The organism is bacterium (genome assembly GCA_021372515.1).
Taxonomy (GTDB): Bacteria; Gemmatimonadota; Glassbacteria; order GWA2-58-10; family GWA2-58-10; genus JAJFUG01.
In genome coordinates this window covers 20,744-44,512 of the sequence record JAJFUG010000030.1, presented here as the reverse complement: position 1 = coordinate 44,512, position 23,769 = coordinate 20,744, and the positions used below count along the sequence as shown (strand labels likewise).

Below are 23,769 nucleotides of genomic sequence, written 5' to 3'. Positions count from 1 at the left end.
AGAACAACACCCCGAAGAAAATATAGGCCACTCCCAGGTGGATTGCCACCAGGGCCGCGGCCAGGTCGGTCTTGACCACCAGCCCGCCCAGCATGGCCTGGACCAGGAGCAGGGCCATGAGGCCGAACATGCGCAGGCCGTAACGTTTGCGGGCCGCAGCGTTCAGCCAGACTTTGAGCGCCACCCAGAGGAACGCCAGACCCAGTACCGCGGCCACGGTGCGGTGGAAATACTCGATGGCGAACATGATCTTGAACCGTCCGACCGGCACGATATCCGGCTCCTCGCTCTCGATCAGACGGTCCACCTCGATGCCCTCGATCTGACGGTGATATGTCTTGTACACGGCCAGCCACTGGGCGTCATTGTGCGGTGGCAACAGGCTGCCGTTGATCACGGGCCATTCCGGGATGGAGAGCCCCGAGCCGCTCAGGCGCACCACTCCGCCCACGATCATTATCAGAATCACCATCTGGCTGAGCACAACGAACCAGCGACCCAGGCTCCGCTGGAGGGGGGCCGCGGCCGTGGAGTTGGGCTGTTCCGACTGGTTGTTCATCTGGATTTCTCCCTCACTTGATTACCGGTATTTCCTCGAAATTGTATTCCGGTGGCGGGCTGGCCACGGCCCAGTCCAAGGTGTGCTGGATGTCGTTTACCTGCCAGGGGTCATCCGGAAGGCTGCCCTTGCGGAAAAAGGCCTGGCGCAGGAGGTCCCAGACCAGCAGAAGGCCGCCCAGCAGAAGGAACAGGTAGCCGAACGAGGAGACCCGGTTGAGCGCGGTGAACTCGGGCCGGTAGGTGAATATGCGCCGCGCCATGCCCTGGATACCCAGGATGTGCTGGGGGAAGAACGTGATATTGATCCCGACGAAGATCAGCCAGAAAATCCATGTCCCCAGCTTCTCGCTCAGGAACCGTCCGCTCATCTTGGGGAACCAGTAATAGGTCGCCGCCAGGATCGCCATCACCGAGCCGCCCACCAGCACGTAGTGAAAATGCGCCACCACGAAATAGCTGTCGTGCACCTGGTAGTCGATGGGCACGTTGGCCAGCATGATCCCGCTCATACCGCCCAGCACGAACAGGCCGATAAAGCCCAGGGCGAATTTCATCGGCGTGGAGAACCGGATCGTCCCGCCCCAGATCGTGGCCAGCCAACTGAACACCTTTATCCCGGTGGGCACCGCGATGACCATCGAGGCGTAGGAGAAGAACACCTGAAGCCAGGCCGGGATACCCGAGACGAACATGTGGTGCGCCCAGACCATGTAGCCGATTATCCCGATCAGGGCCAGGGCGGTGACCATGCCCCGGTAGCCGAACACCCGCTTGCGCGAAAAAGCCGCCACCACGTGCGAGATCACGCCGAAACCGGGCAGGATCATGATATAGACCGCCGGATGCGAGTAGAACCAGAACAGGTGCTGGTACAGGAGCGGGTCGCCGCCCGAGCCCACGGTCAGGAACGTGGTGCCGAAAAGACGATCGGTGAGCAGCATGGCCAGTGCCGAGCTCAGCACCGGCGTGGCAATCAGGATCAGGGTGGCGTTGACGAACCAGGCCCAGACAAAAAGCGGCATCTTGAGCCAGGTCATCCCCGGGGCGCGCATGTTGGCGGTGGTGACAATGAAATTGATCGCCGCCAGCACCGAGGCCGTCCCGGCGATGATTATCCCCAGTATCCACATGTCCGTGCCCGCGCCGGCCGAGAAAGCCTTGAGCGACAAGGGCGGATAGGCGGTCCAGCCGGTCTGGATCGAGCCGCCCACGACCAGGAAACTACTCAGAATCAGCACCGCCGCCGGAACGGCCAGCCAGAACGCGAAAGCGTTGAGCCGCGGGAAAGCCATGTCCCGCGCCCCGATCAGCAGCGGTACGAAATAGTTGCCGAACCCGACCCACGCCGGGATGATCATGAAAAAGATCATCAGCGTGGCGTGCATCGAGATGGACATGTTGTACAGCTCCGGGCGCATCAGGCCGCTGTCCGGACTGGCGAGCTGGGCGCGGATCGCCCCGGCCAGCCCGCCGCCCACCAGGGCCATGAACAGGGCGAACCAGAGGTACATGATACCGATTTTCTTGTGGTCGCCGGTGGTGAGCCACTCGAAAAAGGCCGGGTATTTTTTCCTTTCAGGACTATCGCTCATCGATGCACCCCTCACTGTCTTCCCGTGGCGGTCCCGGTCGAGTCGGCGGGCTTGGCGGCGGAGGAATCCGCCGGCGCTGCGGCGGACGGCACGGCCAGCTCGGCCTGCTTGGACCTGATCCAGGACTTGAACTCGTCTTCAGAGACAACTTTAACGTCGATCAGCATTTCAGCGTGCAGCGGGCCGCACAACTCGGCACACTGCCCCTTGTATGTTCCACGGCGCGCCTTGAACCAGGCCTCGGTGATCCGTCCCGGCAGCACGTCCTTTTTGATCCCCAAGGCCGGGACCCACCAGGAGTGGATCACATCCACGCTCGTGCCGAGCAGGGTGACCACCTTGTTCTCGGGCACCACCAGCGGCTCGTCCGAGATAGTCAACCCGTACTCCGGGTAGGTGTATTTCCAGAAAAAGCGCTGGCCCGTGACCTCGACCTGGATATCGCTGGCCGGAGAGTAGTTGATACTCTCGATCAGCTTGTAGGTGGAGACCGCGATCACGATAAGCACCAGGGCCGGTGCGACTGTCCAGGCGATCTCCAGGCGCGTGTTTTCGTGGAATTTGGCCGGCTCTCGTCCGGGCTTGGCCCGGAAACGGAAGATCACGAACAGCAGCAGGCCCTCGGCGGCCAGCAGGAACGGGGCGATCAGTATCAGGGTGAGGAAAAAGCTGTGGCGCACCTCGACCGCGGTGGTCGAGGCCGGGGCCTGCAGCCAGTTGGTGATGTCACCCGGGTGTGCTCCGGCGCAGGCCAGGGCGGCGAGCAGTGCGGTGGAGAGTATGAAGAGCCTCTGTTTCATCAGCCTTGTCCCGTGCTCAGTGTGTCTGGCTCTGACGGATACCGTCCAGAAGTTCAGTGGCCGCGGCCTGCCCCAGAGCGCTGAAACGGTGCCCCGGCAGGCCGGGAACACCCGCGGCCAGGAACCGCGCCAGGGCTTCCGGGCTGTCCAGGGCCGGGCCGTGATAAGCGGACAGCGGCTTGGTCCGGACGTAGATCAGGCCGGTGTTGGGAACACGCAGAGCATAGGCTCTCCCCTGCCCTGACTCGCCGTGGCAGACTGCGCAGCGCTCGGCCCAGAGGCGGCTTTCTATCGTCCGGACTTCGACTCTGGTTTCTTCTCCCGCCTTTTCCGCAGCCTCTTTTAGAATCTGGCTTTCGGCCAGTCCCAGAGGCAAGGGCTTGATCTTCTCCGGCTTTTTTGCCGAATCCGCGTTTGCCGCGGAGGGCGCAGCCGCTGTGGCAGCACCGGCCCCGGACGGCTTGGGCAACTGGTCCACCAACTCCTGAGGGTTGGACGGCGGGTTGGGCACGAACGTGCGCACGTAGTGGGCCAGGTCCATACGCTCGCGCACGGAGAGGAAGCTGAACGAGGCCATGCTGCTGCCCGGCACTCCTGTCCCCAGGGTGTTGTATATCTGGAGCGAGGCCGCCCCGTTCTTGAACTTCTCGGCCGTGAAATTGCGCGGCGGCGGGTTCAGCCCGGCGGCTTTTGGACCATTGCCCTTGCCCTCCGAGCCGTGGCACGACACGCAGTTCTGCTGGAACAGTTGCTTTCCTGAGGAAAGCATCTCCGGGGTGGGCTCCAGCAGGTCAACCAGGAACACCTCATCCTTGGGCTTGAGGGCCGCTCCTGGTTTCAGGGTGTCGGGCGGATAGTACTTGCCGGTGAACTCGCCGCGCTTCAAGCCGCTGCCGAACGAGGTATAGACCGCGTAGATCGCGATCAGCAGCATGGCCAGATAGGCCAGGGGCAGAAGTTTTTTCAGCCACTCAGACATGCAGGTACCTGCCCTTCATGCATTCCTCGATACGCGGGTCGTTGAACGCCACCAGCGAATGCCGTCGGTAAAAGCGCCTGAGCGCCAGACCGAACACCCCGGCGAATCCCAGGAACAGGCCGATCTCGATCCAGCCGGGCAGGCGCAAAGTCTCGGAGAACACCGGCGCCACCATCCAGTAGACATCCAGCCACTGGCCGGCCAGCACGCCCAGGCCCACAAAAAGAAGCACTGTCTCGTTGCCGCGCAGTTTCGACGGCATCAGCACCACGAACGGCAGCAGCCACTTGAGAAGCGGCAGCAGCAGGAACACCCAGCCCCAGCCGCCTGTCGAGCGCTTGAGCAGATAGGCGATCTCGACCGGCATGTTGGTGTACCAGATCAGCATGTATTGCGAGAACCCGATGTAGACCATGAAACAGGAGAACGCCATGATCCAGGTGCCAAGGTCGTACAGGTGGTGAGGACGCACCGCCTGGGCCAGATAGCCTGCGCGGTGGAGGCAGACGGTCAGCACCGTGGTCAGGGCCAGGCCGCTCAGGAACAGCCCGGCGAAACAGTAGACCGGGAACATGGTGGAGTACCAGTTCTCATCCAGGGACATCAGCAGGTCCACGGAAACGAAAGTGAAGGTCAGGCCGAACAGGATCAGAAAGGCCGGGGCCAGCTTGCGGTTGCGGCTGTAGAGGGCGAGCGAGCCCTCCCCTCTGTCCTGGCGCAATGAGTTGCGCACGATTGCAGCACCCAGTCCCAGCCAGATCGCGAAGCCGAACGCCTCGCGGCCCATGTAGAACGCCCGGTTGAGGTAGATGTGCTTCTCATGGAACATGTGCACCGTGGCCGGCAGGGCCCAGGTGTAGAGCTTCGGCACGGCGAAAAACAGGGGCAGGCCGAGCGCCAGGGCCCACGGCAGATAGGCGCTCAGGCCCTCGGCCACGCGCCGCACCGTCACCGACCAGGTGGCCCCGGTCACGTAGTGCACTGCGGTCAGCACCAGACCAGCCAGGCCCAGGGCCAGGAAGAAATAGTACTCCAGAAGGTAATTGTACCAGACCCGCGTGCTGTCCACGCCCAGCCCGGCGATGAACACAACGACACCCACGGCGGCCAGCGCCGCCAGCAGCGTGTCCAGCGGACGGTTGGGCCGCAGCGGTCCGGGATCCTGAACCTGGATGTTTTCCTCTTCATGCATGCTCAAGGTCCGTTCTGTTCCGGGAAAGCATCATTTCTGCACGGCCGAGGAATCGGCGGCCAGCAGGGCCTCATCCCCAGGCAGCGGATGCTCGGCGCGCTGGATAACCCGCAGGTAGCGGATTATGGCCCAGCGGGTCGGGGCATCCACCGTGCTGCGGTACGAGGGCATGTTGCCCTGGCCGTGCACGATCACGTGGTGGATACGGCCATCCGGCCAGGCGCACACCTTGTCCGAGGTCAAGGGCGGCGGCGGCGGCATCTTGGGGATCACCGGGCCGTCCCCTGCCCCGCGCGGCCCGTGGCAGACTATGCAATAGATATTGAAATATTTCTTTCCGGTCTCCAGAACCGCCTTGCTGTCGGGAAGCGGGTTCACCATGGCGTAGGCGGCCAGGGTGTCGGCTGCGGCAGGCCAGTAGATTTCGGTCTCGCGCGGCACTGCGCCCTCGGGCGGCATACGCATCAGGCTCGCGCCGTCCGGGTCAGCCTCCTGCGCCTTGATCGCCGCCGAGCGGTACATATCGGGCATGTACTCCCACTCGCGCTGGGTGCGCTCGCGGAAACAGCCCGAAACCAGGAGCAGCAGGGCCAGGACAGCCAGGTGTTCAGTTTTCCCGGATTTCGATCTCATCTATCCCACAGCCTTTCAGAAAGTCCTTAATCCGTTCGCAGTCGGCCTCATCCATCGCCGGGATCGCCAAGGCGAAACGGTCCACCGTAAGACGCCTGCTCGCCACGGCTGGGCGCTTGCCGGGCCAGGCGCGCAGGAAATGCATCAGGCTCATGAATGTGGCCAGCCCGGCCAGCAGCACCGCGCCCTCGAACACCACCGGCATGAACGCGGGCCAGGAGACCAGCGGCTTGCCACCCACGTTGATCGGCCAGTCCACCGCCGAGGTCCAGGCCTGCAGAAGGAACGCCAGCCCGGCCCCGGCGATCAACATGACCTTGGCTATCGACGGCACCCAGGAGGGCTTGAGGTCCAGGGCCGCTTCGAACCCGTGCACCGGGTAGGGCGAGAACAGGTCCAGGCCGCTGAACCCGGCCCGGCGGGCTTTCTCGGCCGCTTCCAGCGCCCGCTCAGGCGTGTCGAGATAGCCCAACAACAGCTTATGCGCTTTCATCGGTCAGCCCTCTTTCCGCCCGCGCCCGGTTTCAGCAGCACCATCTTTGTCTCGGACATCGAGATCGCCGGGAAGAACTTGATGAAGAGCAGGAAGAACGTGAAAAAGAAGCCGAACGAGCCGACCAGTACGGCCCAGTCGAAAACGGTCAGGCTGTAATGCCCCCAGTTAGCGGGCAGGAACTCGCGCGATAGAGAAGTGACGATGATGTTGAACCGCTCCAGCCACATGCCTACGTTGACCAGGATCGAGATAACCAGCATGGCCCTGAGGCTGCGGCGTATTTTCCTGAACCAGAAAAGCTGCGGCACGAACACGTTACAGATCAGCATGGTCCAGATCGTGGCCCAGTAGGGGCCGGTCGCCCGGTTCATGAACACGAAGCGCTCGTAGGTCTCCTCGCTGTACCAGGCGGTGAAAAACTCCATCGCATAGCTGTAGCCCACCAGCAGCGAGGTGAACAGGATCACCTTGTTCATCATCTCCAGGTGCCGCAGCGAGATATAATCCTCCAAGTGGTAGGCCCGGCGCATCAGCACCAGCAGGGTGACCACCATCGCCATGCCGCTGAAAATGGCCCCGGCCACGAAATACGGCGGGAAAATAGTCGCGTGCCAGCCGGGCAAGAGCGCGGTGGCGAAATCGAAACTCACCACACTGTGCACCGACAGCACCAGCGGCGTGGCCAGCCAGGCAAACTGCCAGTAGGCGCGCTCATAGTTGTTCCAGTCGCGCGAGGAGCCGCTCCAACCCAGGGCCAGCACCCCGAAGACGAATTTCTTGATCTTGTTCACCGCCCGGTCGCGCAGGGTGGCGAAATCGGGGATCAGGCCCTGGAACCAGAACATGGCCGAGACCGCGAAATAGGTGCTCACCGCGAAAACATCCCAGATGAGCGGCGAGCGGAAATTGACCCACAGCTCGCGGTGGTTGGGGTACGGGATCAGCCAGTAGGCGACCCAGGTGCGCCCCACGTGGAGAAGCGGGAACAGCCCGGCGGTCATCACGGCGAAGATGGTCATCGCCTCGGCGGTGCGGTTGATCTGGTTGCGCCAGCGCTGACGGAAGAGAAGGAGGATCGCGCTGATCAGCGTCCCCGCGTGCCCGATGCCCACCCAGAACACGAAATTGGTGATGTACGAGCCCCACATCACCGGATGGTTGATACCCAGGATTCCCAGGCCCTTGTGCAACTGCCAGCCCACGGTCAGGAACATCATCCCGGCCAGGCTCATCGCGGCGAAAAGCAGCATGGCCCAGAACAGTCCCGGGCGGGCGTCCATCGGGCGCTGCACATCCTCGGTCACCCGGGCCATACCCATCGACTCGGGCAGCCAGCCGGGTGAGGTGATTTTTTCAGCCGCGTCCGGACTTATCTGGGTGGTTTCATCCATGCTGATGGCTTTCACTTGTGTTATTCCGTGGCGCACGGTTACGGACCAGAGTCAGGTACGAAACCTGGGGGCGCGTGTTCAGCTCCTCCAGGGCCCGGAACGCGCGCGGCTCGGCCAGGAGCTTCGAGATGCGGCTCTCCGGATTGTTGACATCCCCGAAGGTCAGCGCGCCGGTGGGGCAGGTCTGCACGCAGGCCGGGACAACCTCGCCATCCCGCACCGGCGTCCCTCTCTCCTTGGCCCGGTAGCGCGCCTCGCGGATCCGCTGCACGCAGAACGTGCACTTTTCCATCACGCCCTTCTCCCGCACCGTGACTTCCGGGTTGAGCGTGAAATTGAGAGGCTTCTCACCGTAGGCCTCTTTCGAAAACTCGAAGTAATTGAACCGCCGCACTTTGTAGGGGCAGTTGTTGGAGCAGTAGCGCGTGCCCACGCAACGGTTGTAGACTTGCAGGTTCAGGCCCTCGTCATTGTGCACCGTGGCCAGCACCGGGCAGACAGTCTCGCAGGGGGCGTGGCCGCAGTGATGGCAGAGCATGGGCTGGTAGAGGGAGTCGGGGTTGGACGGGTCGCCGCTGAAATAGCGGTCCACGCGGATCCAGTGCATCTCGCGGCCCATCAGCACCTCGCGCCGGCCCACGTACGGGATGTTGTTTTCCACCTGGCAGGCCAGGGTGCAGGCCCCGCAGCCGTTGCAGCGGTTGAGGTCGATCAGCATGCCCCAGCGGTGGCCGGGATACTGGTGCTCATCCTCTTTCCAGAGCGTGGCCCGCGGGTAGTGCCCCAGGGCGGATGGCTCCCCGGTATGCCCGCCCCCGGCGTGCTCGAACTGCCCGGCCCGCGGGTCCTGGCGGAACTCCTCCAGCGTGGTCTCGAACACGATCGGCCGTCCGTGCGTGTCGGCGCTGCCCTGGACCGAGGCCAGACGGACCCGTTCGCCGGTGGGCGTGAGCCGGGCCTTGCGGCGGGTGAACGCAAGCCTCCCACCCTCGAACGCGGCCAGGGCGAATGCGTTCACTCCATGAATCTGCTCCTCGGCCCCGGCCGGGACATGTCCCCAGCCTACATCCACGGTCAAAGCTCCCCTCGCCTGCCCCGGTTTCACATGCACGGGCAGGACAGCCTCCGCGCCCTCCACGCTCAGGCGCACCTGGTCCCCCTCCGACAGCCCCCGTTCCAGGGCGTCCGCCGGGGAGATACAGACATAATTGTCCCAGGTAATGCGGGTCACCGGGTGCGGCAGCTCCAGCAGCCAGGGGTTGTTGACCGAGCGGCCGTCCAGGTGCACCGAGCCCGCGGTCAGGCTGAGCTGAAACTCCCCTTCCGCCGACGGCGTACTTTCATCAAGCTCGCCCAGAGCCGCGGCCACAGCCACGCTGTCCAGCTTGGGTGGATCGGCCGGCGTGTCCCCCAGGTCCAGCTCGGCTTGGCCTTTCTTGAGTGAGTCGAGCCAGAACGCCTCGAAATCGGCGGACAGGCCCAGGCCCGGGAAGATTATCTCTTTCCAGTGTATCTTTAAATAATCGCGCCAAGCAACTGCTTTTTCATTGTTTGTGAATTCGCCAATGCCGAGTGCCGCGCCCAGGGCCAGCAGGCTGTCCTCGGCCTGACGGTTCTCCCAGAGGGGTGAGATCGTGGGCTGCTGGAACACGAACAGCCCGCGCAGAGGCTCACTGTCGCCCCAGCTTTCCAGGGCGTGCAGCCCCGGCAGAACGTAATGGCAGAGCCGTGCGGTCTCATCCAGCCGCTCGGAAAGGGAGACCCGCAGCGGCACATTGAGCAGCGCCCGGCTGAACCCGCTCGCCTCAGGCAGGTAGAACGCCGGGTTGGTCCCGGCGATGATCACCGCCGCGACCTCACCCCGGTCCATCCGCTTCACCAGCTCATCCAGCGCCTCTGAGGGGTCGGTGTCCTGCTGGTCGCCCACTGTGCCGCTTTCGACAGTCGTCCCCTCGTTGCCCAGGATAGAGTTGAGCAGGTGCCCGGCCGCGTGCAGGGCGCTGTCACTGTCGAACTGGTTCGAAAAATTCTCTGTCAGGACCAGAGAGGCTCCGCTCGCAGCCCACAGCTCATCCGACAGACGGGCGATCAGACCCTCGGGCAGACCGAGGCGTTTCTCCACCGCCTCCGGCTCGAAACGGCTGAAAGAGGCGCACAGGGCGCTGTCCTGGGCATAAGCCGACACTTTCATGATAAGCAGCAACTGGTTCACCAGGGCGCCGGCCACTGCCAGCAGATCAAGGGTCGCCACCGGGTAGCGCTCATCTGCCAGCACCCCGGTTTCGCTCATTGTAGGCTCGAACGCCACCAGACGCGGCATCTCGCCTGATTCCGGGTTACGCCCGGCGGTGAACTGGCGCAGATCCTCCAGGTAGAACCGTCCCGAGGCGAAAATGTCAGCCCCCAGGGCCAGGGTCAGGCGCGAGCGGTCCAGACGGTAGCGGCACTGCCCCTTGTCGCCGAAACAGACCCGCCGCGAGGCGGCGTAGGCATGGTCGCGCAGCGGGGCGAAACGCACGTGCGAGGCCGGGCCCAGCCCGGCGACAAACCGTTCGGCCAGGGCGCTGCGCGCCGGTCCGTGCCAGGGGCCGCTCAGCAGCACCACCTCACCTTTGCGCTCTTTCAGCTTGGCCGCGATTTCCCGGTCCAGGTCCGCGAACGAGCTTTCCTCCCAGGCGCCTTGGTCAGTGCGGCGCAGCGGCTTTCGCGCGCGGTCCGGGTCGTAGAGGTCGAACACCGAGGCTTGGCCGCGGGCGCAGAGCACCCCGCGATTGAACGGGTTGTCCGGGTTGCCCTCCACCTTGATCGGACGGCCCTCGCGCACCTTGACCACCAGGCCGCAGGTCATGGCGCAGCCGCCGCAACTGGAGGCGTAGTAGTTGGCCACGCCGGGCACAATCTCCTCGGGGCGGTTCAGGTAGGGGATGATTTTCTCGGCCGGGCGCTGCATGCAGCCGGCCAGCGAGAACACCGCGGCCAGGCCGCCCAGCTTGAGGAAATCGCGCCGTCCCACCCCGGCCTTCTCGGGCGCAGTGGACACAGGCGCGCCGCAAAGCGGCCGGTAATGCTCCGCCCCCGCCTCCTGCGCGCGGACATACTGCTCGATGTCAGACCAATATCCGGCTGGTTTTTCCATGCTTTATCCGATCCGGTCCCGTTTCACTGGTGACAGGTGCTGCACTGGGTCAAAGCGTTCTGTTCCGGGAAAACACCGGTGGCGCTCTTGGCCGGTGCGGCTTTCACTGCCGGCAGCTCGCCGGCGGCCTCGGCGCTCCACAGTGTGGCCCGGCTGATATATTTAAGGTACGGATAGCTCTTGTACTCCATGACCGGGTAACCCCCCGTGCCCAGGCTGTCCTGAAGGGCGAGCCAGGCATCGCTCTTGTCGCGCTTGCGGTGGCAGGCCAGGCAGTCGCCCATCTCCAGTCGCATAACCTGGCCCACCACAGCCATTGTCTCCACCGGGCCGTGGCACTCCTGGCAGGTCACCCCAGCGTTAAGGTGCCACTTGTGGTTGAAATAGACATGGTCCGGCAGACGGTGCACCCGCACCCAGGGCATGACTTCGCCGTCGTTGTACATCTGGGTCATTTTCTTGATGTTGTCCTTCGTGACCGCGATCACCGAGTGGCAGCCCAGGCAGACATTCATCGGGGGGATCGTGGCGTGAGGGCCTTTCTCGGCCGAGGCGTGGCAGTACAGGCAGTCCATCTTGTAGTCGCCGGCGTGCAGCTTGTGTGAGAAAGGAATCGGCTGGTCCGGTGTGTAGCCGGTGTTGTACTCCAGGTTCCAGAGAAATTTCCCGCCCAAGCCGAGGACAATGAGCAGCAACAGTATCAGGTGTATGTGGTTTTTAACTGGTTTGAGCAACAGTCCGATCCCCTGAGTTGTTCTGTCATTCGGCGACTTAGGATGCTCTGGGGCTTAAAGGCAATCTGTATCAGGGCAGGCTTTACATGGCTTTTCAAAAAGTTTACACAATTTCCGGCAGGTTGTCCAGTGAGGGCGGTTTTTTTCTTGCAGGAAATTAAACATTGTTGCGATAACCCAACCCTGTCGGATGCACTATTAACGTGAAGATCAGGGTTGTGTTGCAGGAAAAGAACGGGCAGGAAACGATGAAAGGAATAGCAGGGATACAGAGATGATTTCGTAAAAACCGTTCAGTTTCGAACCGCGGTGAGGAAAATACGGGTGAAAACCAGCTCCAGCCTGTCCCCGCCTTTCGCCTGGGCGGAAAAATCCGCACCGACACGCTCAAGGAACCGCTCCGCATACCAGCCGGGCAGTGCCGTGCGGTAGCAGGCCGGGTTGAGGTAGCCGGCCGCGGCGCCGGTGGAGAAGATGGCCAGGGCCTGGGCCGCGGCGTACTCGCCGCGGATTGTCTCGAGACGGCAATGCGTGACCCTGAAGCCGTGGGCCTGGAAAAGCTCGCTGTACTGCCGTTCGGTGTCCAGGAACAGCCAGGGCGGGTCGAAAGCCGCCAGGAATGGGGCCAGGTCAGGGTCTTCCCAGGCCGCGGCCACGGCGCGCAGGAAATTCGGGCAGTAGTTGCGGGTGGCCGGGGCCTGCACCCCGACCCGCCCGCCGGGACGCAGCGCCCGACGGATTGCCTCCAGAGCCGGGGCAGGCTCACGGAACCACTGGAAAGCCGAGTTGCAGAACACGATATCGAACTGTCTGTCGAAATCCATCCCACCGGCCTCGGACTGCACGAACTCGATGCTGTCATCCCCCGAGTTCTGCCGTGCCTGGGCCAGCATGCCCGCGGCGCTGTCCACGCCCAGCACCCGTCCGCGTGTGAGGCCGCGCAGGGTCTTGGTCAGCCCTCCGCTGCCGCAGCCCAGGTCGAGGACGTCCTCCTCTGCCCCGATCGCCAGCAGCGCGATCAGGGTCTGGGCCGCTGATTTCTGCACCAGCGAGTTCTGCTCATAGCGTGAGGATCTTTTCGAGAAATCGGTCATAGCGCCGGCTCGGGGTTAAAGAAGAGCAGCCTTTCCCTTGTCCGGCGGAAAGGCTGCTCTCTCAAGATGGTGGAGGCGGTGGGCATCGAACCCACGTCCGAAGACCGGACGAATACAACCGCTACATGCTTAGCCGGCGTTCAGGTTGTCGTCATCGGTGGACTACGTCGGCCAGTCCACCTCAGACCATCCGGTGAAGTTCTCGCCCTCCCGTCACCGGCATCCGGTCGGGCCAGCCCGCTTTTTCGGCGTTCGTCACCGCTCCACGGGCGGGGATCCTGTGACGAACGTGGATGCCTTAGTTAGGCAGCCAGAGCCAAGTTGTCGTTGGCAGTTGTGATTTTTCCCGTTTTTTAACGAGGCACGGGGCCCCGGCATGCTGTCATACCCTTCCCTGTCCCCGTCGAAACCATGTCGCCCCCAGAGTGTTCCCACGGTTATCTGAACATAGCCAGGCGCATTGACAAAGTCAAGGCCCGCGAGTAATATATGCGGCGTTAGAAACCGCTCCAAACACCAGTTCCGGAGGAATCCGAATGACCGTGATCGACGGCATCGTCATCCTGTTCCTGGCCACTTTCATTCTACGGGGTTTCTGGAAAGGGCTGGTCAAGGAACTGTTCGCCACCCTGGCGCTCTGCCTGGGCCTGATCGCCGCGGCCAACTATCACCAACTGGCCGGAGAGAAACTGGCCTCCCTTATCCACCTGCCCGTCTCCAGCGACACCCTGGGCTTTGTCGCGGTCTTCATGGGGGTCTGGCTGGCCGTGGAGTTGATGTGCGCCGCGATGAGCCACGACAAGAAAGAGAAAAAGCTTCCCGCGCTCAGCCGTCTGGGTGGCTCCGTTATCTCGCTGGCGCGCGGAGTGCTGGTGGCATCGCTCGTGTTCGCCTGGGCCGAGATGAACTATCCTCACAACCGGGTGACCAGCCAGAACTACCTCACGCCTTACCTTCTGCAGAGCGCCGACTGGTGCCTGGAGCACGCGCCTTTCCTGACCCAGCGCCCCCCGCTCACACATCGTCACAGCTCACCGCCGGTCTGACCGGGCTCCGTTCCTTCCCGTTGATGGGCAAGTCGCTTTTATGTGCGCAATAGTGCCCGGAGGCTGTTGGAGTATTTACGAAGTGGCACGGCGCGCCGTGCCACTGCATCAATTCAAGACATACGATCCAGACCATGAATTCGCGCTCAAAGCAAAGCCCGCCGGGATAAGCAACTCTCCCCGCGGGCTTTAGTCATCGAATTATCCGTACCGGCTTTACATGCTGCCGCTCATGATCTTGGCCGCGTAGCCGTTGGAGGGGTCGAGGCCCACCGAGAGCAGTGAGTTGATCGTCCCCCGGCCGCGGTTGTAGGCCAGAAGGGCCAGGCGCAGGTCGCCGCGGAAGAAATGGAGCTGGTCCTTGAGGTGCTTGATTCCGATGCGGATGTTGTAGGCCGGATCGAAGAGTTTCTCCACAGTCGCGCCCGGGTCGATGGTAAGGGCGGTCTCGGGACGCACCTGCATCAGGCCGATCTCCCCCACCGAACCCACGGCGCGGGTGTTGAACTGGCTCTCGACCTGGATCACGTTGAAAATCAGGTTCGGGTCCATGTTCTCGCTCTCGCTGATCGAATTGACCAGCCGAGCCAGGTCCCAGTCGATGTTGAACCGGTCGGCGAAACGGCCGACATCGCGGTCCGACTCCACCTGCACCGAATGGGCCAGAGCGGTGCGGCGCATGGCGCGCGCCTCGGCGATCAGCGGCACCTCGGCATCCGGGATCGCCCCCCCGATATGAATCTTGACTTCGGTGGAGGTTGTCACGGGGGACTGGTACAGCCAATGGACCACTGAGGCCGACAGGGCGACAGCGACGAAGCCGAAAAGTATGTTGGATGAACGGGTGAGCAGCTTGGTCAGGCCCCGGGTTCGCAAGCGCGCCCCCCGGAGGCGGATTTGGGTCTTACGGTCGATTTCATTCCAAACGCTGGTACTGTGCATCTTGAATAACCCCTTTGGACAAAAGGCGTCTAACGCCTGTTTTCCAAATTGTGGCGGCTCGGTCCGACCGCCAGAGAATAATACACCCGGCTCCCTCTCCCACAAAAAAAGACCCTTTGAATCTCCAGAAATTCAAACAGGCCTTGTCATTATCCCATATCGGGTAGAAAACACCTTAAAAAAGCCGGTCCAATCGGTTGCCCGGCACGCAGTTCAGAATATAACCCTCTTATCGGCGTCTGTACCATATGTAGATTAAGGCTTCCTAAGCTACACCAAATATAGTAATGGTTGTGTGCGTTTGTCAAGTTTTTTGTTTGCCGCAGCAGATATTATTGGACTTCAAGGCCTAACATTGTTATAATCAAATGCAGGTTCCGTGCCATCAATTGTCTGCGGGGGGCAGTCATGAACCAGGGAAGAACCGACGATTTTTCCTTTTTCGCAGAGCGTGTCCTGAACTGGGTCCTCAACCTGGCCCTGTTCGGACTGCTCTATCTGATCGCAGCCAAAGTGCTGTCCAACCTGCCCTCTCTGCTCAACATCATCACCCTCTGAAACACACCACGCTCCGGCCACGCGGCTATTTCGTAATCAGGAACGTGGCGTCCCTGGCCACCTGCATCCCGCCCACCGTGTCCTGCACCGTGACCATCACGTTATAACGTCCCGGCGGGTAGCTGGACGGGTCGATGGAGAGGAAGATCGGGTCCACCTTGCCTGGCCGCTCCCAGTCCCGCTCGAAAGTGGAGACCACCTTGCCGGTCTCGTCCCGCACCCCGATCAGCCGTCCCAGGGTGCGAATCAGTTTCTGCGCCGCGCTCAGCTCGCCGCCGGTGGTGCTGACCGTGTACTCCACCCGGATATGCTTGCTGCCGGCCGAGTCGGGCTTCACGTTGTAAAGTTCGTAATAGATGAAGACCGGCTGGTCTTTCTTGAACGAGGAGGACGGCATGGGGGTGATCCGGTGCCCGCGGATGTTGAACTTGCTGGGCGTGTTGTCCTCGACCACATCCGCCGCCAGCAGAAGGTCGCTGATGTAGAGGCTGTCCGGCGAGCGGAACGAAGGCACCGAATAGTTGCTCTTGTATATCTGCATAATATTGCTCTTGGACTGCTTCATCCGCACTACCAGATGATAGTTGCCGGGCTTGAGCTGCAGACCCATCAGGTCCGGGATCATCTGGTCCTTGGAGGCCACGAAATTGTTGATCCGGTAGGTCTTGCTCTGCACGGAGCGGGCCACCTCTTTCCACCAGCTGTCGTAGACTATCACCTCCACCTCCACCGGGATGTCCACCGCGCCGAACGGGTCGGGCAGCTTGATCTGATCGGTGGGCAGGGCGAAAAACACACCCATTGCGCTCAGCGAGTCCTGGCCCTTGAGCGAAACCGGGTAGTAGTAGAAATTCATCGGCTCCTCCTCGGGCTTGAACTCGAAAGTCTCGGTGATTTCGCCCTCGGTGAAACCGCGTTCGGTCATCATCTCCTCGTCCGAGAACAGGTCCATCAGGCTGCCGTGACGGGCATCCTCGATGTTGCCCTGGAAATTGTTCAGCTCGTTGGCCAGCTGGTCGTACTTGGGGTCGATCTCGCCGCGTGAGCGGAACAGGGCCACGATATTGCTGCCGCCCATGTTGATCTCGGTCTGGAGGTCCGGGACCAGGGCCTCCTCAAGGCGGTAGACCATGCGGTAGTAGTTGTTCCGCGCCACGAAATTGTAGATCAGCGGCAGCGAGCGGTTCTTGCTGTAGAGCCAGGTCTCGTTGTCGCGGATCGCCCAGTTGCCGTTGAGGCTGACTTTCTGGTCCGGCTCGCCGTGCTTGATATATACCCGCCCGCGCTCATCGTAACCCGGCTTGAGCGGGCTGTAGAACTTGGTCTTGACCTCCTCCATCCGCTTGTAGTGCTCAACCAGGCGCTCGTTTTTCACCGTGTTCTGGGTCGGGTCCTTGCGGTTCCAGAAATTGATCAGGAACAGGCCCTTGTGGCCGGAGGGTGTGAGCTTGAACTCGCGTTTCTCATCGCTGGTAGTGATGTCGCGGATATCGCCCAGAGCGTCCTCGGCCAACTGGTCGTCCATCTGGCGCGCCGCGCTGAAATAGGCCTCGCAGGCCAACTCCGGCTCATCGAGGCGGAGCAGCTCCTTGGACATCAGGAAACGCTGCCTGGGGCTCAGGCTGTCCATGCCGGCTTTCTCGATACGCTGGAAAATGTCCTTGGCCAGATCGGCATCTCCACTATTGGTGTAGATGCGGGCAAGCTGGAACAGGAATTCCGGCTTGTCGTTGTTCATCTCACTCATTTCGGTGAGGAACAGGATGCCACGCTCGAAGAACTTGTCATCCACATAGGCGTCGCACAGCGTGTTTAACGTCTGCACATCGGTGATGTCCTCGCGCACGAGCTGCTCGAGCGTGTCCCAAAAATAGGCGTCATCGTGCTGCTTGGCCTTGAGCTTATCAGTCGTCATGGCGCGCCAGTAGCGGACACGACGGCTTTCGCCCTCGGCGGAGTGCAGGTTTTTCAGGCTTTCCTCGGCCTCTTTCTGCTTGTCGCGGATCAGGTAGACCTCGACCAGCCCGGCCCAGGCGTCCGCGCTGTGCTTCTCCAGCTCCAGGGCCTTACGGAAACTCTTCTCCGCGTCCTTCTCATCCTGCTCAAATAGCTGTGAGCGACCCAGGTCGACCATTATCTCGGCCGTGGGCTTGTTGTCACCGAGATACTTCTCCAGCGCCTCGCGGGCATCCTCCCAGCCCTTGTTCAGTATGGCCTCGCGGGCGAAATTCACCAGGGCCTGACCTTTCAGGCTGTCCACCGGCGAGTCCGCGGCCCGCAGCGCAGCGCCCCAGGTCAGCGAAGCCAGACAGACAGCGGCAAAGAGCAGGAAGGTTTTATGCTGTGAACCTGACATCCCGTTGAGTCCCCTGTGTGGAGAAGAGTATCGAAGTGCGGGTCATTTGTCGGTGATACACCCGAAATGCGCATCTGTTCTGATTTACAGCCGTACAGCGTGCCGGGAGGGCGGGCTGGCTGCAGCCAACAGCGGCCCGGCGGGTCAGAAACTGCGCGAGAGGTTGAGCCTCACGCCCGGGCAGTCGTCCGCAGAGCGTCCCGGGCTGGGATAGAGCCCCAGGTTCAGGCCGCTACGCTGCATGCCCTGGCTGCGGTTGAGCTTTTCCAGCACCAGCATGTCGATGGCGCTGACAATATGGTTGGCCAGCAAGACCGTGGTGAAACGGTTGCGCCGCCGGTACGACTTGTCGTTGCTGTTGAAAACGTCGTGGTAGAGCGCCTCGCTGTCCTCGATGCCGGTCCAGTCCCAGTTGTACTGGAGCGGATAGACCGCCTCCTTGTAGGCGGCCAGGGCGCGGCTCTCTTCCTCGGCGCTCTTGGCGACCGGGATTCCGCCGCTGGTGCCGGTGTAGTTGTTGATCTTGGCGATCTCCCACTGGTGGCCGTTGTAGGTGCGGGTGTCAGTCTCGGGCTGGACCCCGTCCAGCGAGGGATCGTTGTCGTAGTCACCGCTGGAGGCCCATTTGGTCAGGTCCTCGTAATACTCGCCGAACCCTCCGGCCAGCGGGTCGGTCACTTCCTCCGGGTTGTTGCGCAGTCCGCTCAACACGAAATTGCGGCGGGCATCCCGGGCGATGGCACGGAAACGGTCCTGACGGTCGTGGGCCTGGGCGTTGAAAAACACCATGCCGGCGATGGAACCCCCCTCGGCCGCGAAATAGGCCCAGCCGCGGCGCTTGCCCTCCATAAGCTGCGGCAGCCCGGGCACGAGAGCGGCCAGGGCGATTTTCGCACCCGGTGGCAGGTTGCGGATGAATTCCGCCTCCCGGCTCGCGGGCGAACCCGCCCCGGTTTCAGTCTGGGCGTACACAGTCCGGGCAGGCTTTGCGTCGAGATGCGGCGCCGCCTGGGCGAACAGGTTTCCGGTAATCAAGCACACGGCCAGCAGCGATATCGGCCTCATCATCTCCCCTGTCATAATAAGCCCCCGGCGGCCCAGTCACTTTCCACGAGGCCCCGGGGGCTGCGTTCTGTCATGCGGACCACACCATAACGCTTCCCGGCTCGATCTTAAAAATGAGCGGTCAGCGCGAAGAACGTGCGGTCGCTCAACGGGTTGACTCCCAGCTCGCGGGCCAGGTCGAAAGCGTAGCCGCGCCAGCTCACCCCGAAACCGATCAGGGCTCCGCTCAGATCGCCCTCCTCGCTCAGGTAGCCGCTGCGCATGGCCAGCAGCAGGTCCTCTTTCGGCTGGACCGAGAACTCGCCGCCCACGAAAGTGCCGCTGCTGGCCGGGCTGCCGACCAGGAAACGCTCGTAATCGGCGGCCAGCAGGAAATTGAACTTGTCCGTTTCCATCAGGTGTTTAAGGATGTTGTAGCCGAAACCGACCCGCACGCGGCGCGGCAGGCGGTCGGACTGGTACTCGTTCTTGTGCTGCATGTCCGTGCCCAGGTCCAGGATCGACATGCCGAACTGCAGCGGGACATCGGTCAGCGGGCGGTAGAGCACTCCCAGGTCCACAGCGGCGCTGGTGCCCACGCCCCCCTCTTCGCTGGAGAGCTTTTCACGGATGTATTTCATGGTCACGCCCACGTCGATTTTTTTGCTCAGACGGGTGGCGAACGAGCCGTACATCATCAGCACGCTCTGGTTGTCCAGGCCCTGTGAACTCTGGCCTTGGCCAATCCGTTCGTTGCTGCCCAGGTCCCAGAGGTTGGCCGAGACCGCGATCACGCCGATGTCCTTGATCGGCACGCCCACGTTGAACAGGTTGAAACTGATCTGGTCCTCAGTCTCCTGACCCATATTGTCGGTGACCGTAAAGCTGAACCCGTTATAGCGCGAGAAATAGACCTCGGTCTTTGTCAGCGAGGCCAGGCCGGCCGGGTTCCAGAGCACTGTCGCAAGGCCCTCGGCCACGCCGGTGTAGGCATGTCCCATACCGATCGCGCGTGCGCCGTTCTGCTCGGTGAATTCCGCTTTTATGCCTTTATTGTCGGCGGCGTAAAGGCTGGAACCGTAAGCGACGGTCAGAGCGACGACAGCCAGGGACAAGATGAACTTTCTAAGCATCCGTATATTCTCCTATAAGGTTTTGAAAGGGGAAACAGCAAGTCTACTTTTTTCAGCGACTAAGTAGGGCTTTGCCTGTGGCCTCCACCTCCTCGGTGTCATTTGCTGCGCCTGAAACAGGCTTGCAGATAATCTTATAAATGTAAACTCCGTTGGCAACCTTTTCATGATATTCATCCCGCCCGTCCCAGCGCACCCGGTTGAAACCGGCCGCGGCCCCGAAAAGCCTCAGCTCTCGCACCGGGCGTCCCGCCACGCTGAATATGCGCACCCGCACATCCGCCGCCGAGCCGAGGTCGAAACAGATATCCGTCTCGTCCTGGAACGGGTTGGGGTAGTTGAGCACATTCTCCAGGCTGAGCGCTGCGCCGGCCGGGCTGACATACAGCATGATCTCGAAGCGGCTGCTGTTGAGCGCGTTGTCCGTGGCCCGGAACCGGAAACTATGCAGCCCCTCCCCGACCGCGCTCAGGTTCACCTCCACCGAGCCCTCCTGATAGCTGTCCGTGCGGTAACGGAAAAAGCCGGTCAGGTCGGCCGAATAGGAGGAACCTTCATCCACCTCCACCCAGAGCTGGTAACCCGTATCACCGGTAGTGTTGATACCGCTGGCGTCCTTGAGCGACAGGACCAGCGGCGTGCCGGCCGATACTCTGTCTCCGTCGCGCAGCTCACGGTCACGGTAGAGCACGTGCATCTCGGGGCCGGCACTGTCCGAGAGCGCGATCCCCTGGCGCGAGACCGGCACTTTCTCCCCAGCCCCGGAGGCATCCGCGCTCTCACTGGTGGCGTAGCCCAGGAACCGTCCGCTGCCCGCCGCCTGGCTCAGGCTGTCCGAGCCCTGGGTCTGGGCCAGGTTGAGCGGCAGCACAAAAGCCCCGCTGAACCTTCCCCCGCTCACGGTCACGCTGCCGTCGAACAGCACCGACGGCGCCGGGACGAAACTCACCTGTTGCGTGCTTGTGGCGCCGCCCAGGTTACACTGGTACGAAAGTGTTACTTTGTCGGCATCACCCAGGAACTTTATCTGCGCCACTCCCGAGAAATCGTTCAGTGTCTGCCCGGCCGTGTTTTTCACGCTGCCGTTGAACTCCACCTTGCCGCCGGGCTGGAGCGTGGCGGCGCTTTCGAGCTGCGTGTCGAGCTGCCCGACGGGTGCGTGCAACAGCAGGGCCGGATCGCCGAATACCGTATATTGTTCCGAGTTGCTCGATCCCGTGTCCCCCATGCCCAGGCGGGCCTGGAGCGCGGCCTCGCCCACTGTCACGGTCGGCGTGGTAAACAGATTCCGCACCATCAGACGGTTGAGAGCCAGGTCCAGCCCCGCATAAGTCACCCGCGTGCCCGCGTAGACCGCAATGGCGCCGCCGCCGCTGGCGGTCAACAGCCGCTCCGCCATGGCATCCGAGCGGTAGCTGTCGAAATAGCCGATAGAACAGGATGAACTAAGCACCAGGGGCAACTTGTATCCGTTGCTAAGCAACGGCAAATCCCGTTCCACATCGAACACCAGTTCCTGGGCCCACTGGGTCGGGCTGCCGTGACCGAAATAATTGATCAGCAAGGCCCCGCGGTTCCACCACTGGATCAGATCGCGCGTGGCAGCCGGCTTTCGGCTGCCGATTTCCGGCGGATCGAACGGGTAGCGGTCGAGGTACACTTTTTTCCGCTCCAGGTCATTGGGCAGAAGAGAATCTATCGACTCGCTGCCAGCAGCCAGCCCCCCCACCTGATCGCAGTTTCCACCGCTGGAGTACCCGTCATCCGCCGCCAGCACCGCGCGCCGCACCCAGTCGCCGCGGTCGCGTCCCTGCTCGTAGCGGGCAATCTTGTCCACCACCACCGCGGCCTCCGCGGCCGATTTTACCGGCAGCCGCCCGAGGGAAATCTGCGGCGGAGCGCCGCTTTCAAAGCGTGCGTACCACTCGTCCACCGCCGTGTCCTGAATGTTGATGAAAGGCAGGATCAGGTTCGCCCTGGCCCGGCCCTCGGCGGTGTAGCCCCGGAAATCGTTGTGCCCGTCACCGAACAGCACGGCGAAGCGCGGGCGCACGCTCCAGGAGTCGAAAGCGAATTTGAAAAAATTGCGGATCGCGGCCGGGTCGCGCTGGCCCAGGGCGAACTCGTCGTAGATGTCCTCCACCGCCACCACCTGCGTGGAAAGACGCGAAGCGCGGGTGTCGGCCAGGGCGCGGGCCTGGGAGGCCAGGGCGCGTGGGGTAATCACTACATATTCAGCCCCGGCCAGATGCCGCAGGCCGGGCGGCTCGAACAGGCTCACGGTCGCGGGACGGGCGTAGGCGGTATCGGTCAGAACCACGAACGAGCGCAGGGAGTCGGAAGCGGCGGCCAGAGCAAACCGCGCGCTGCTGCCGGTTCTTTCGACCGCGCTCAGGTGCACCGGCTGCTCGGGCCGGGTGACATCGTAGACCTCGGTTTCACGCACCGCGTCCTCGGAAACCTGATACACGGCCGGGCCGCTGTCCTGACGGTGGTGGAACTCGGCCTGGGTGCGGCCGCTCAGGGTCAGTGAGGTGTTCACCCGCAGCTCGACAAACCCGTATATCTGCCCCGGTCCGGTGAGGGTCAGGCTGTTGCCGGACTGGCCCAGGCCGCCCTCCGGGACGGCTTTCCAGCCGGTGGTCACGGCGGTGGCGGAATAGTTGGCCCCCTGGGTGAGCAGGGCGCCGTTCAGGTTCAACCGCCAGAGTGCGGTGGCGTAGCGTTCCTGGCCGTAGAACTGGCAGCGCAGCCAGTTACCGCCTGAAAGAGGGTTCACGGGGAGATCGAGCCGCCGCTCGCGGCTGTCAGGGCTGTCGGAGTCCTCGACCCAGGCCCAGTAGTCGGGCACGGGGTTGAGCTTGGACTGCTCGGTCTGAAGGTCGGGGAAATAGACAGTGTTGCGCTCGAAATGCAGCCAGCGCTCGGCGGTTGTCACCGGCAAGGCGCTTTGTGACGGTGCAGCCGTGTTCTCGGCCATGCGCAGGCCGGAGGCTACCGGGTCACCCCAGGCCAGCCAGTAGACCGCCCGGCTGTCGTAGCGGTGGCGCAGGCTCGCTACTGCGCCGCTGTCATCCAAGGTAAAGCGGTCCAGGCCCTGGCCGTAGAAAATGATCCGGTCATTCGGGTCGAATCTGCCGTCCTGCGCCCCGGTCACCCGGACCGCCACCTCGTGCAGGTCGGGCTGGGCGGCCTCAGGGGCCTCCTCCAGCATCAGTCCTCCACCCCAGTACAGGCGAAGGTTCGCCGGGGTGATCCCGGACAGGTCGGCACCGGCGGCCACCAGGTCGGCGCCGCTCACGGAGTATACACCGCTGGAATCGACACTGAGCGCGGCCCAGCGCGGGGCACGGTCGAAAGGCGAGGCCGCGGCTGCGGCCAGACGGCTGCTGCGCGGGGTGCGCCAGGCGGCGGCGCTCTGCCAGTTGAGGAGCGAGCCCCGGACCAGCGGGTCGGGGGATACGGTTGCGGCAGGCTGGGAGGAGGAGCCGCTGAAAGTCAGGCTGAGGCTCAGGCTGCGGCGTACGCTCAGCCGCCCGCTGGACGGGTCGTAGCTGAACGGGCTCACGGTGAGCTGCACGATACGGTAATCGCGGAAAGAGAAAGGACCGGCCATGCTGAGAGCCGAGGCCGGGTACTCGCCGCCGCGGGTGTATTCCGGGGCGAGGGCCTGGAACGACAGCTCCCCTGTCTCGTTATCCGGAGTGGACTGGGACGGGGCCAGCGTGCCGATACGCACGCTCTGGATATCCTCACCCCCTGCTGAAGCGCTCACCGCCACGCCGGGTGGAACGGCCAGGGCTACGCTGTAGCGCGGCAGCGGCGGATAGCCCGGCGGGCCGAAAAGCTGTGCTCCGGTGGCATCGATCCGCGCATAGTCCACACCGCGCATGAAGACCGGCTCGACAGACCATGCCGGCAGCTCGAAAACCAGGCGCACTCCCCCGGGGCCGGAGGAAACCAGACGGAAAGGCCCCTCGGCTGCGTTCAGCCGCGACTGGAAAGCGCAAAAAGTGATTGTCAATCCGGTCAACAGAACGGTGCTGAATATCTTCCGTCCGGCTCTCAATGCGTCTCCGACA

At 62.8% G+C, this 23,769-nt stretch carries 18 protein-coding genes and 1 other RNA gene; 2 read left to right on the top strand and 17 right to left on the bottom strand.

All coding sequences use genetic code 11. The features are described 5' to 3' along the window. The 12 genes from LLH00_02780 to ssrA all read right to left on the bottom strand — a co-directional run. The coding region (locus LLH00_02780; GenBank protein MCE5270188.1) for a COX15/CtaA family protein at positions 1 to 559 on the bottom strand (559 nt) is incomplete at its 3' end. Positions 560 to 572: 13 nt separating this feature from the next. Further along, complete coding sequence (ctaD, locus tag LLH00_02775) at positions 573 to 2,153, bottom strand: cytochrome c oxidase subunit I (protein ID MCE5270187.1); 1,581 nt, start codon at positions 2,151 to 2,153, stop codon at positions 573 to 575. Between the two features lie 11 nt (positions 2,154 to 2,164). Continuing rightward, positions 2,165 to 2,953, bottom strand: coding sequence for a cytochrome c oxidase subunit II (gene coxB / locus LLH00_02770; protein MCE5270186.1), 789 nt, complete (start codon positions 2,951 to 2,953; stop codon positions 2,165 to 2,167). 16 nt (positions 2,954 to 2,969) lie between these two features. After that, positions 2,970 to 3,932: a cytochrome c gene (locus LLH00_02765; GenBank protein ID MCE5270185.1), complete on the bottom strand. Its 963-nt coding sequence runs from the start codon at positions 3,930 to 3,932 to the stop codon at positions 2,970 to 2,972. Continuing rightward, positions 3,925 to 5,124 carry a hypothetical protein gene (locus LLH00_02760; protein MCE5270184.1) on the bottom strand — a complete coding sequence of 400 codons (1,200 nt, stop codon included), beginning with the start codon at positions 5,122 to 5,124 and terminating at the stop codon, positions 3,925 to 3,927. The genes LLH00_02765 and LLH00_02760 overlap by 8 nt, the downstream gene beginning before the upstream one ends. A gap of 30 nt (positions 5,125 to 5,154) precedes the next feature. After that, positions 5,155 to 5,757, bottom strand: a complete 603-nt coding sequence (locus LLH00_02755) for a cytochrome c (protein ID MCE5270183.1) — start codon at positions 5,755 to 5,757, stop codon at positions 5,155 to 5,157. Beyond that, positions 5,732 to 6,250, bottom strand: a complete 519-nt coding sequence (locus LLH00_02750) for a DUF3341 domain-containing protein (GenBank protein ID MCE5270182.1) — start codon at positions 6,248 to 6,250, stop codon at positions 5,732 to 5,734. Before LLH00_02750 ends, LLH00_02755 begins: the two co-directional genes overlap by 26 nt. Beyond that, positions 6,247 to 7,659, bottom strand: coding sequence for a polysulfide reductase NrfD (nrfD, locus tag LLH00_02745; GenBank protein ID MCE5270181.1), 1,413 nt, complete (start codon positions 7,657 to 7,659; stop codon positions 6,247 to 6,249). Before nrfD ends, LLH00_02750 begins: the two co-directional genes overlap by 4 nt. Next, on the bottom strand, positions 7,637 to 10,780 hold the full coding sequence (locus tag LLH00_02740; GenBank protein ID MCE5270180.1) for a 4Fe-4S dicluster domain-containing protein: 3,144 nt from the start codon (positions 10,778 to 10,780) through the stop codon (positions 7,637 to 7,639). Before LLH00_02740 ends, nrfD begins: the two co-directional genes overlap by 23 nt. A 23-nt stretch (positions 10,781 to 10,803) precedes the next feature. After that, positions 10,804 to 11,514: a cytochrome c family protein gene (locus LLH00_02735; GenBank protein ID MCE5270179.1), complete on the bottom strand. Its 711-nt coding sequence runs from the start codon at positions 11,512 to 11,514 to the stop codon at positions 10,804 to 10,806. 293 nt (positions 11,515 to 11,807) lie between these two features. Beyond that, a complete protein-coding gene (locus LLH00_02730; protein ID MCE5270178.1) occupies positions 11,808 to 12,608 on the bottom strand; it encodes a methyltransferase domain-containing protein in 801 nt (266 codons plus the stop codon). A 67-nt stretch (positions 12,609 to 12,675) separates the two neighbouring features. Then, positions 12,676 to 13,030, bottom strand: a transfer-messenger RNA (tmRNA) gene (ssrA, locus tag LLH00_02725). Positions 13,031 to 13,144: 114 nt separating this feature from the next. On the opposite strand from ssrA, the gene LLH00_02720 reads away from it, so the two are divergent. Further along, a complete protein-coding gene (locus LLH00_02720) occupies positions 13,145 to 13,654 on the top strand; it encodes a CvpA family protein (protein MCE5270177.1) in 510 nt (169 codons plus the stop codon). Positions 13,655 to 13,870: 216 nt separating this feature from the next. On the opposite strand, the gene LLH00_02715 is transcribed toward LLH00_02720, so the two are convergent. Then, positions 13,871 to 14,530: a lytic transglycosylase domain-containing protein gene (locus LLH00_02715; GenBank protein ID MCE5270176.1), complete on the bottom strand. Its 660-nt coding sequence runs from the start codon at positions 14,528 to 14,530 to the stop codon at positions 13,871 to 13,873. Positions 14,531 to 15,004: 474 nt separating this feature from the next. Here LLH00_02715 and LLH00_02710 point away from each other — a divergent pair, with 474 nt between their 5' ends. Further along, positions 15,005 to 15,154 (top strand): hypothetical protein, encoded by a 150-nt coding sequence (locus tag LLH00_02710; protein MCE5270175.1) that lies wholly within the window; start codon positions 15,005 to 15,007, stop codon positions 15,152 to 15,154. A gap of 25 nt (positions 15,155 to 15,179) precedes the next feature. Here the strand turns inward: LLH00_02710 and LLH00_02705 are convergent, their stop codons facing one another. The 4 genes from LLH00_02705 to porU form a co-directional block, all read right to left on the bottom strand. Further along, positions 15,180 to 17,510 (bottom strand): GWxTD domain-containing protein, encoded by a 2,331-nt coding sequence (locus LLH00_02705; GenBank protein MCE5270174.1) that lies wholly within the window; start codon positions 17,508 to 17,510, stop codon positions 15,180 to 15,182. 144 nt (positions 17,511 to 17,654) lie between these two features. Beyond that, on the bottom strand, positions 17,655 to 18,578 hold the full coding sequence (locus tag LLH00_02700; GenBank protein MCE5270173.1) for a hypothetical protein: 924 nt from the start codon (positions 18,576 to 18,578) through the stop codon (positions 17,655 to 17,657). Between the two features lie 104 nt (positions 18,579 to 18,682). Further along, on the bottom strand, positions 18,683 to 19,687 hold the full coding sequence (locus LLH00_02695; protein ID MCE5270172.1) for a PorV/PorQ family protein: 1,005 nt from the start codon (positions 19,685 to 19,687) through the stop codon (positions 18,683 to 18,685). A 52-nt stretch (positions 19,688 to 19,739) separates the two neighbouring features. Then, the gene (porU, locus tag LLH00_02690; GenBank protein MCE5270171.1) at positions 19,740 to 23,756 is read right to left on the bottom strand and encodes a type IX secretion system sortase PorU; all 4,017 of its coding nucleotides are present in this window, start codon (positions 23,754 to 23,756) and stop codon (positions 19,740 to 19,742) included. Positions 23,757 to 23,769: the final 13 nt, after the last annotated feature.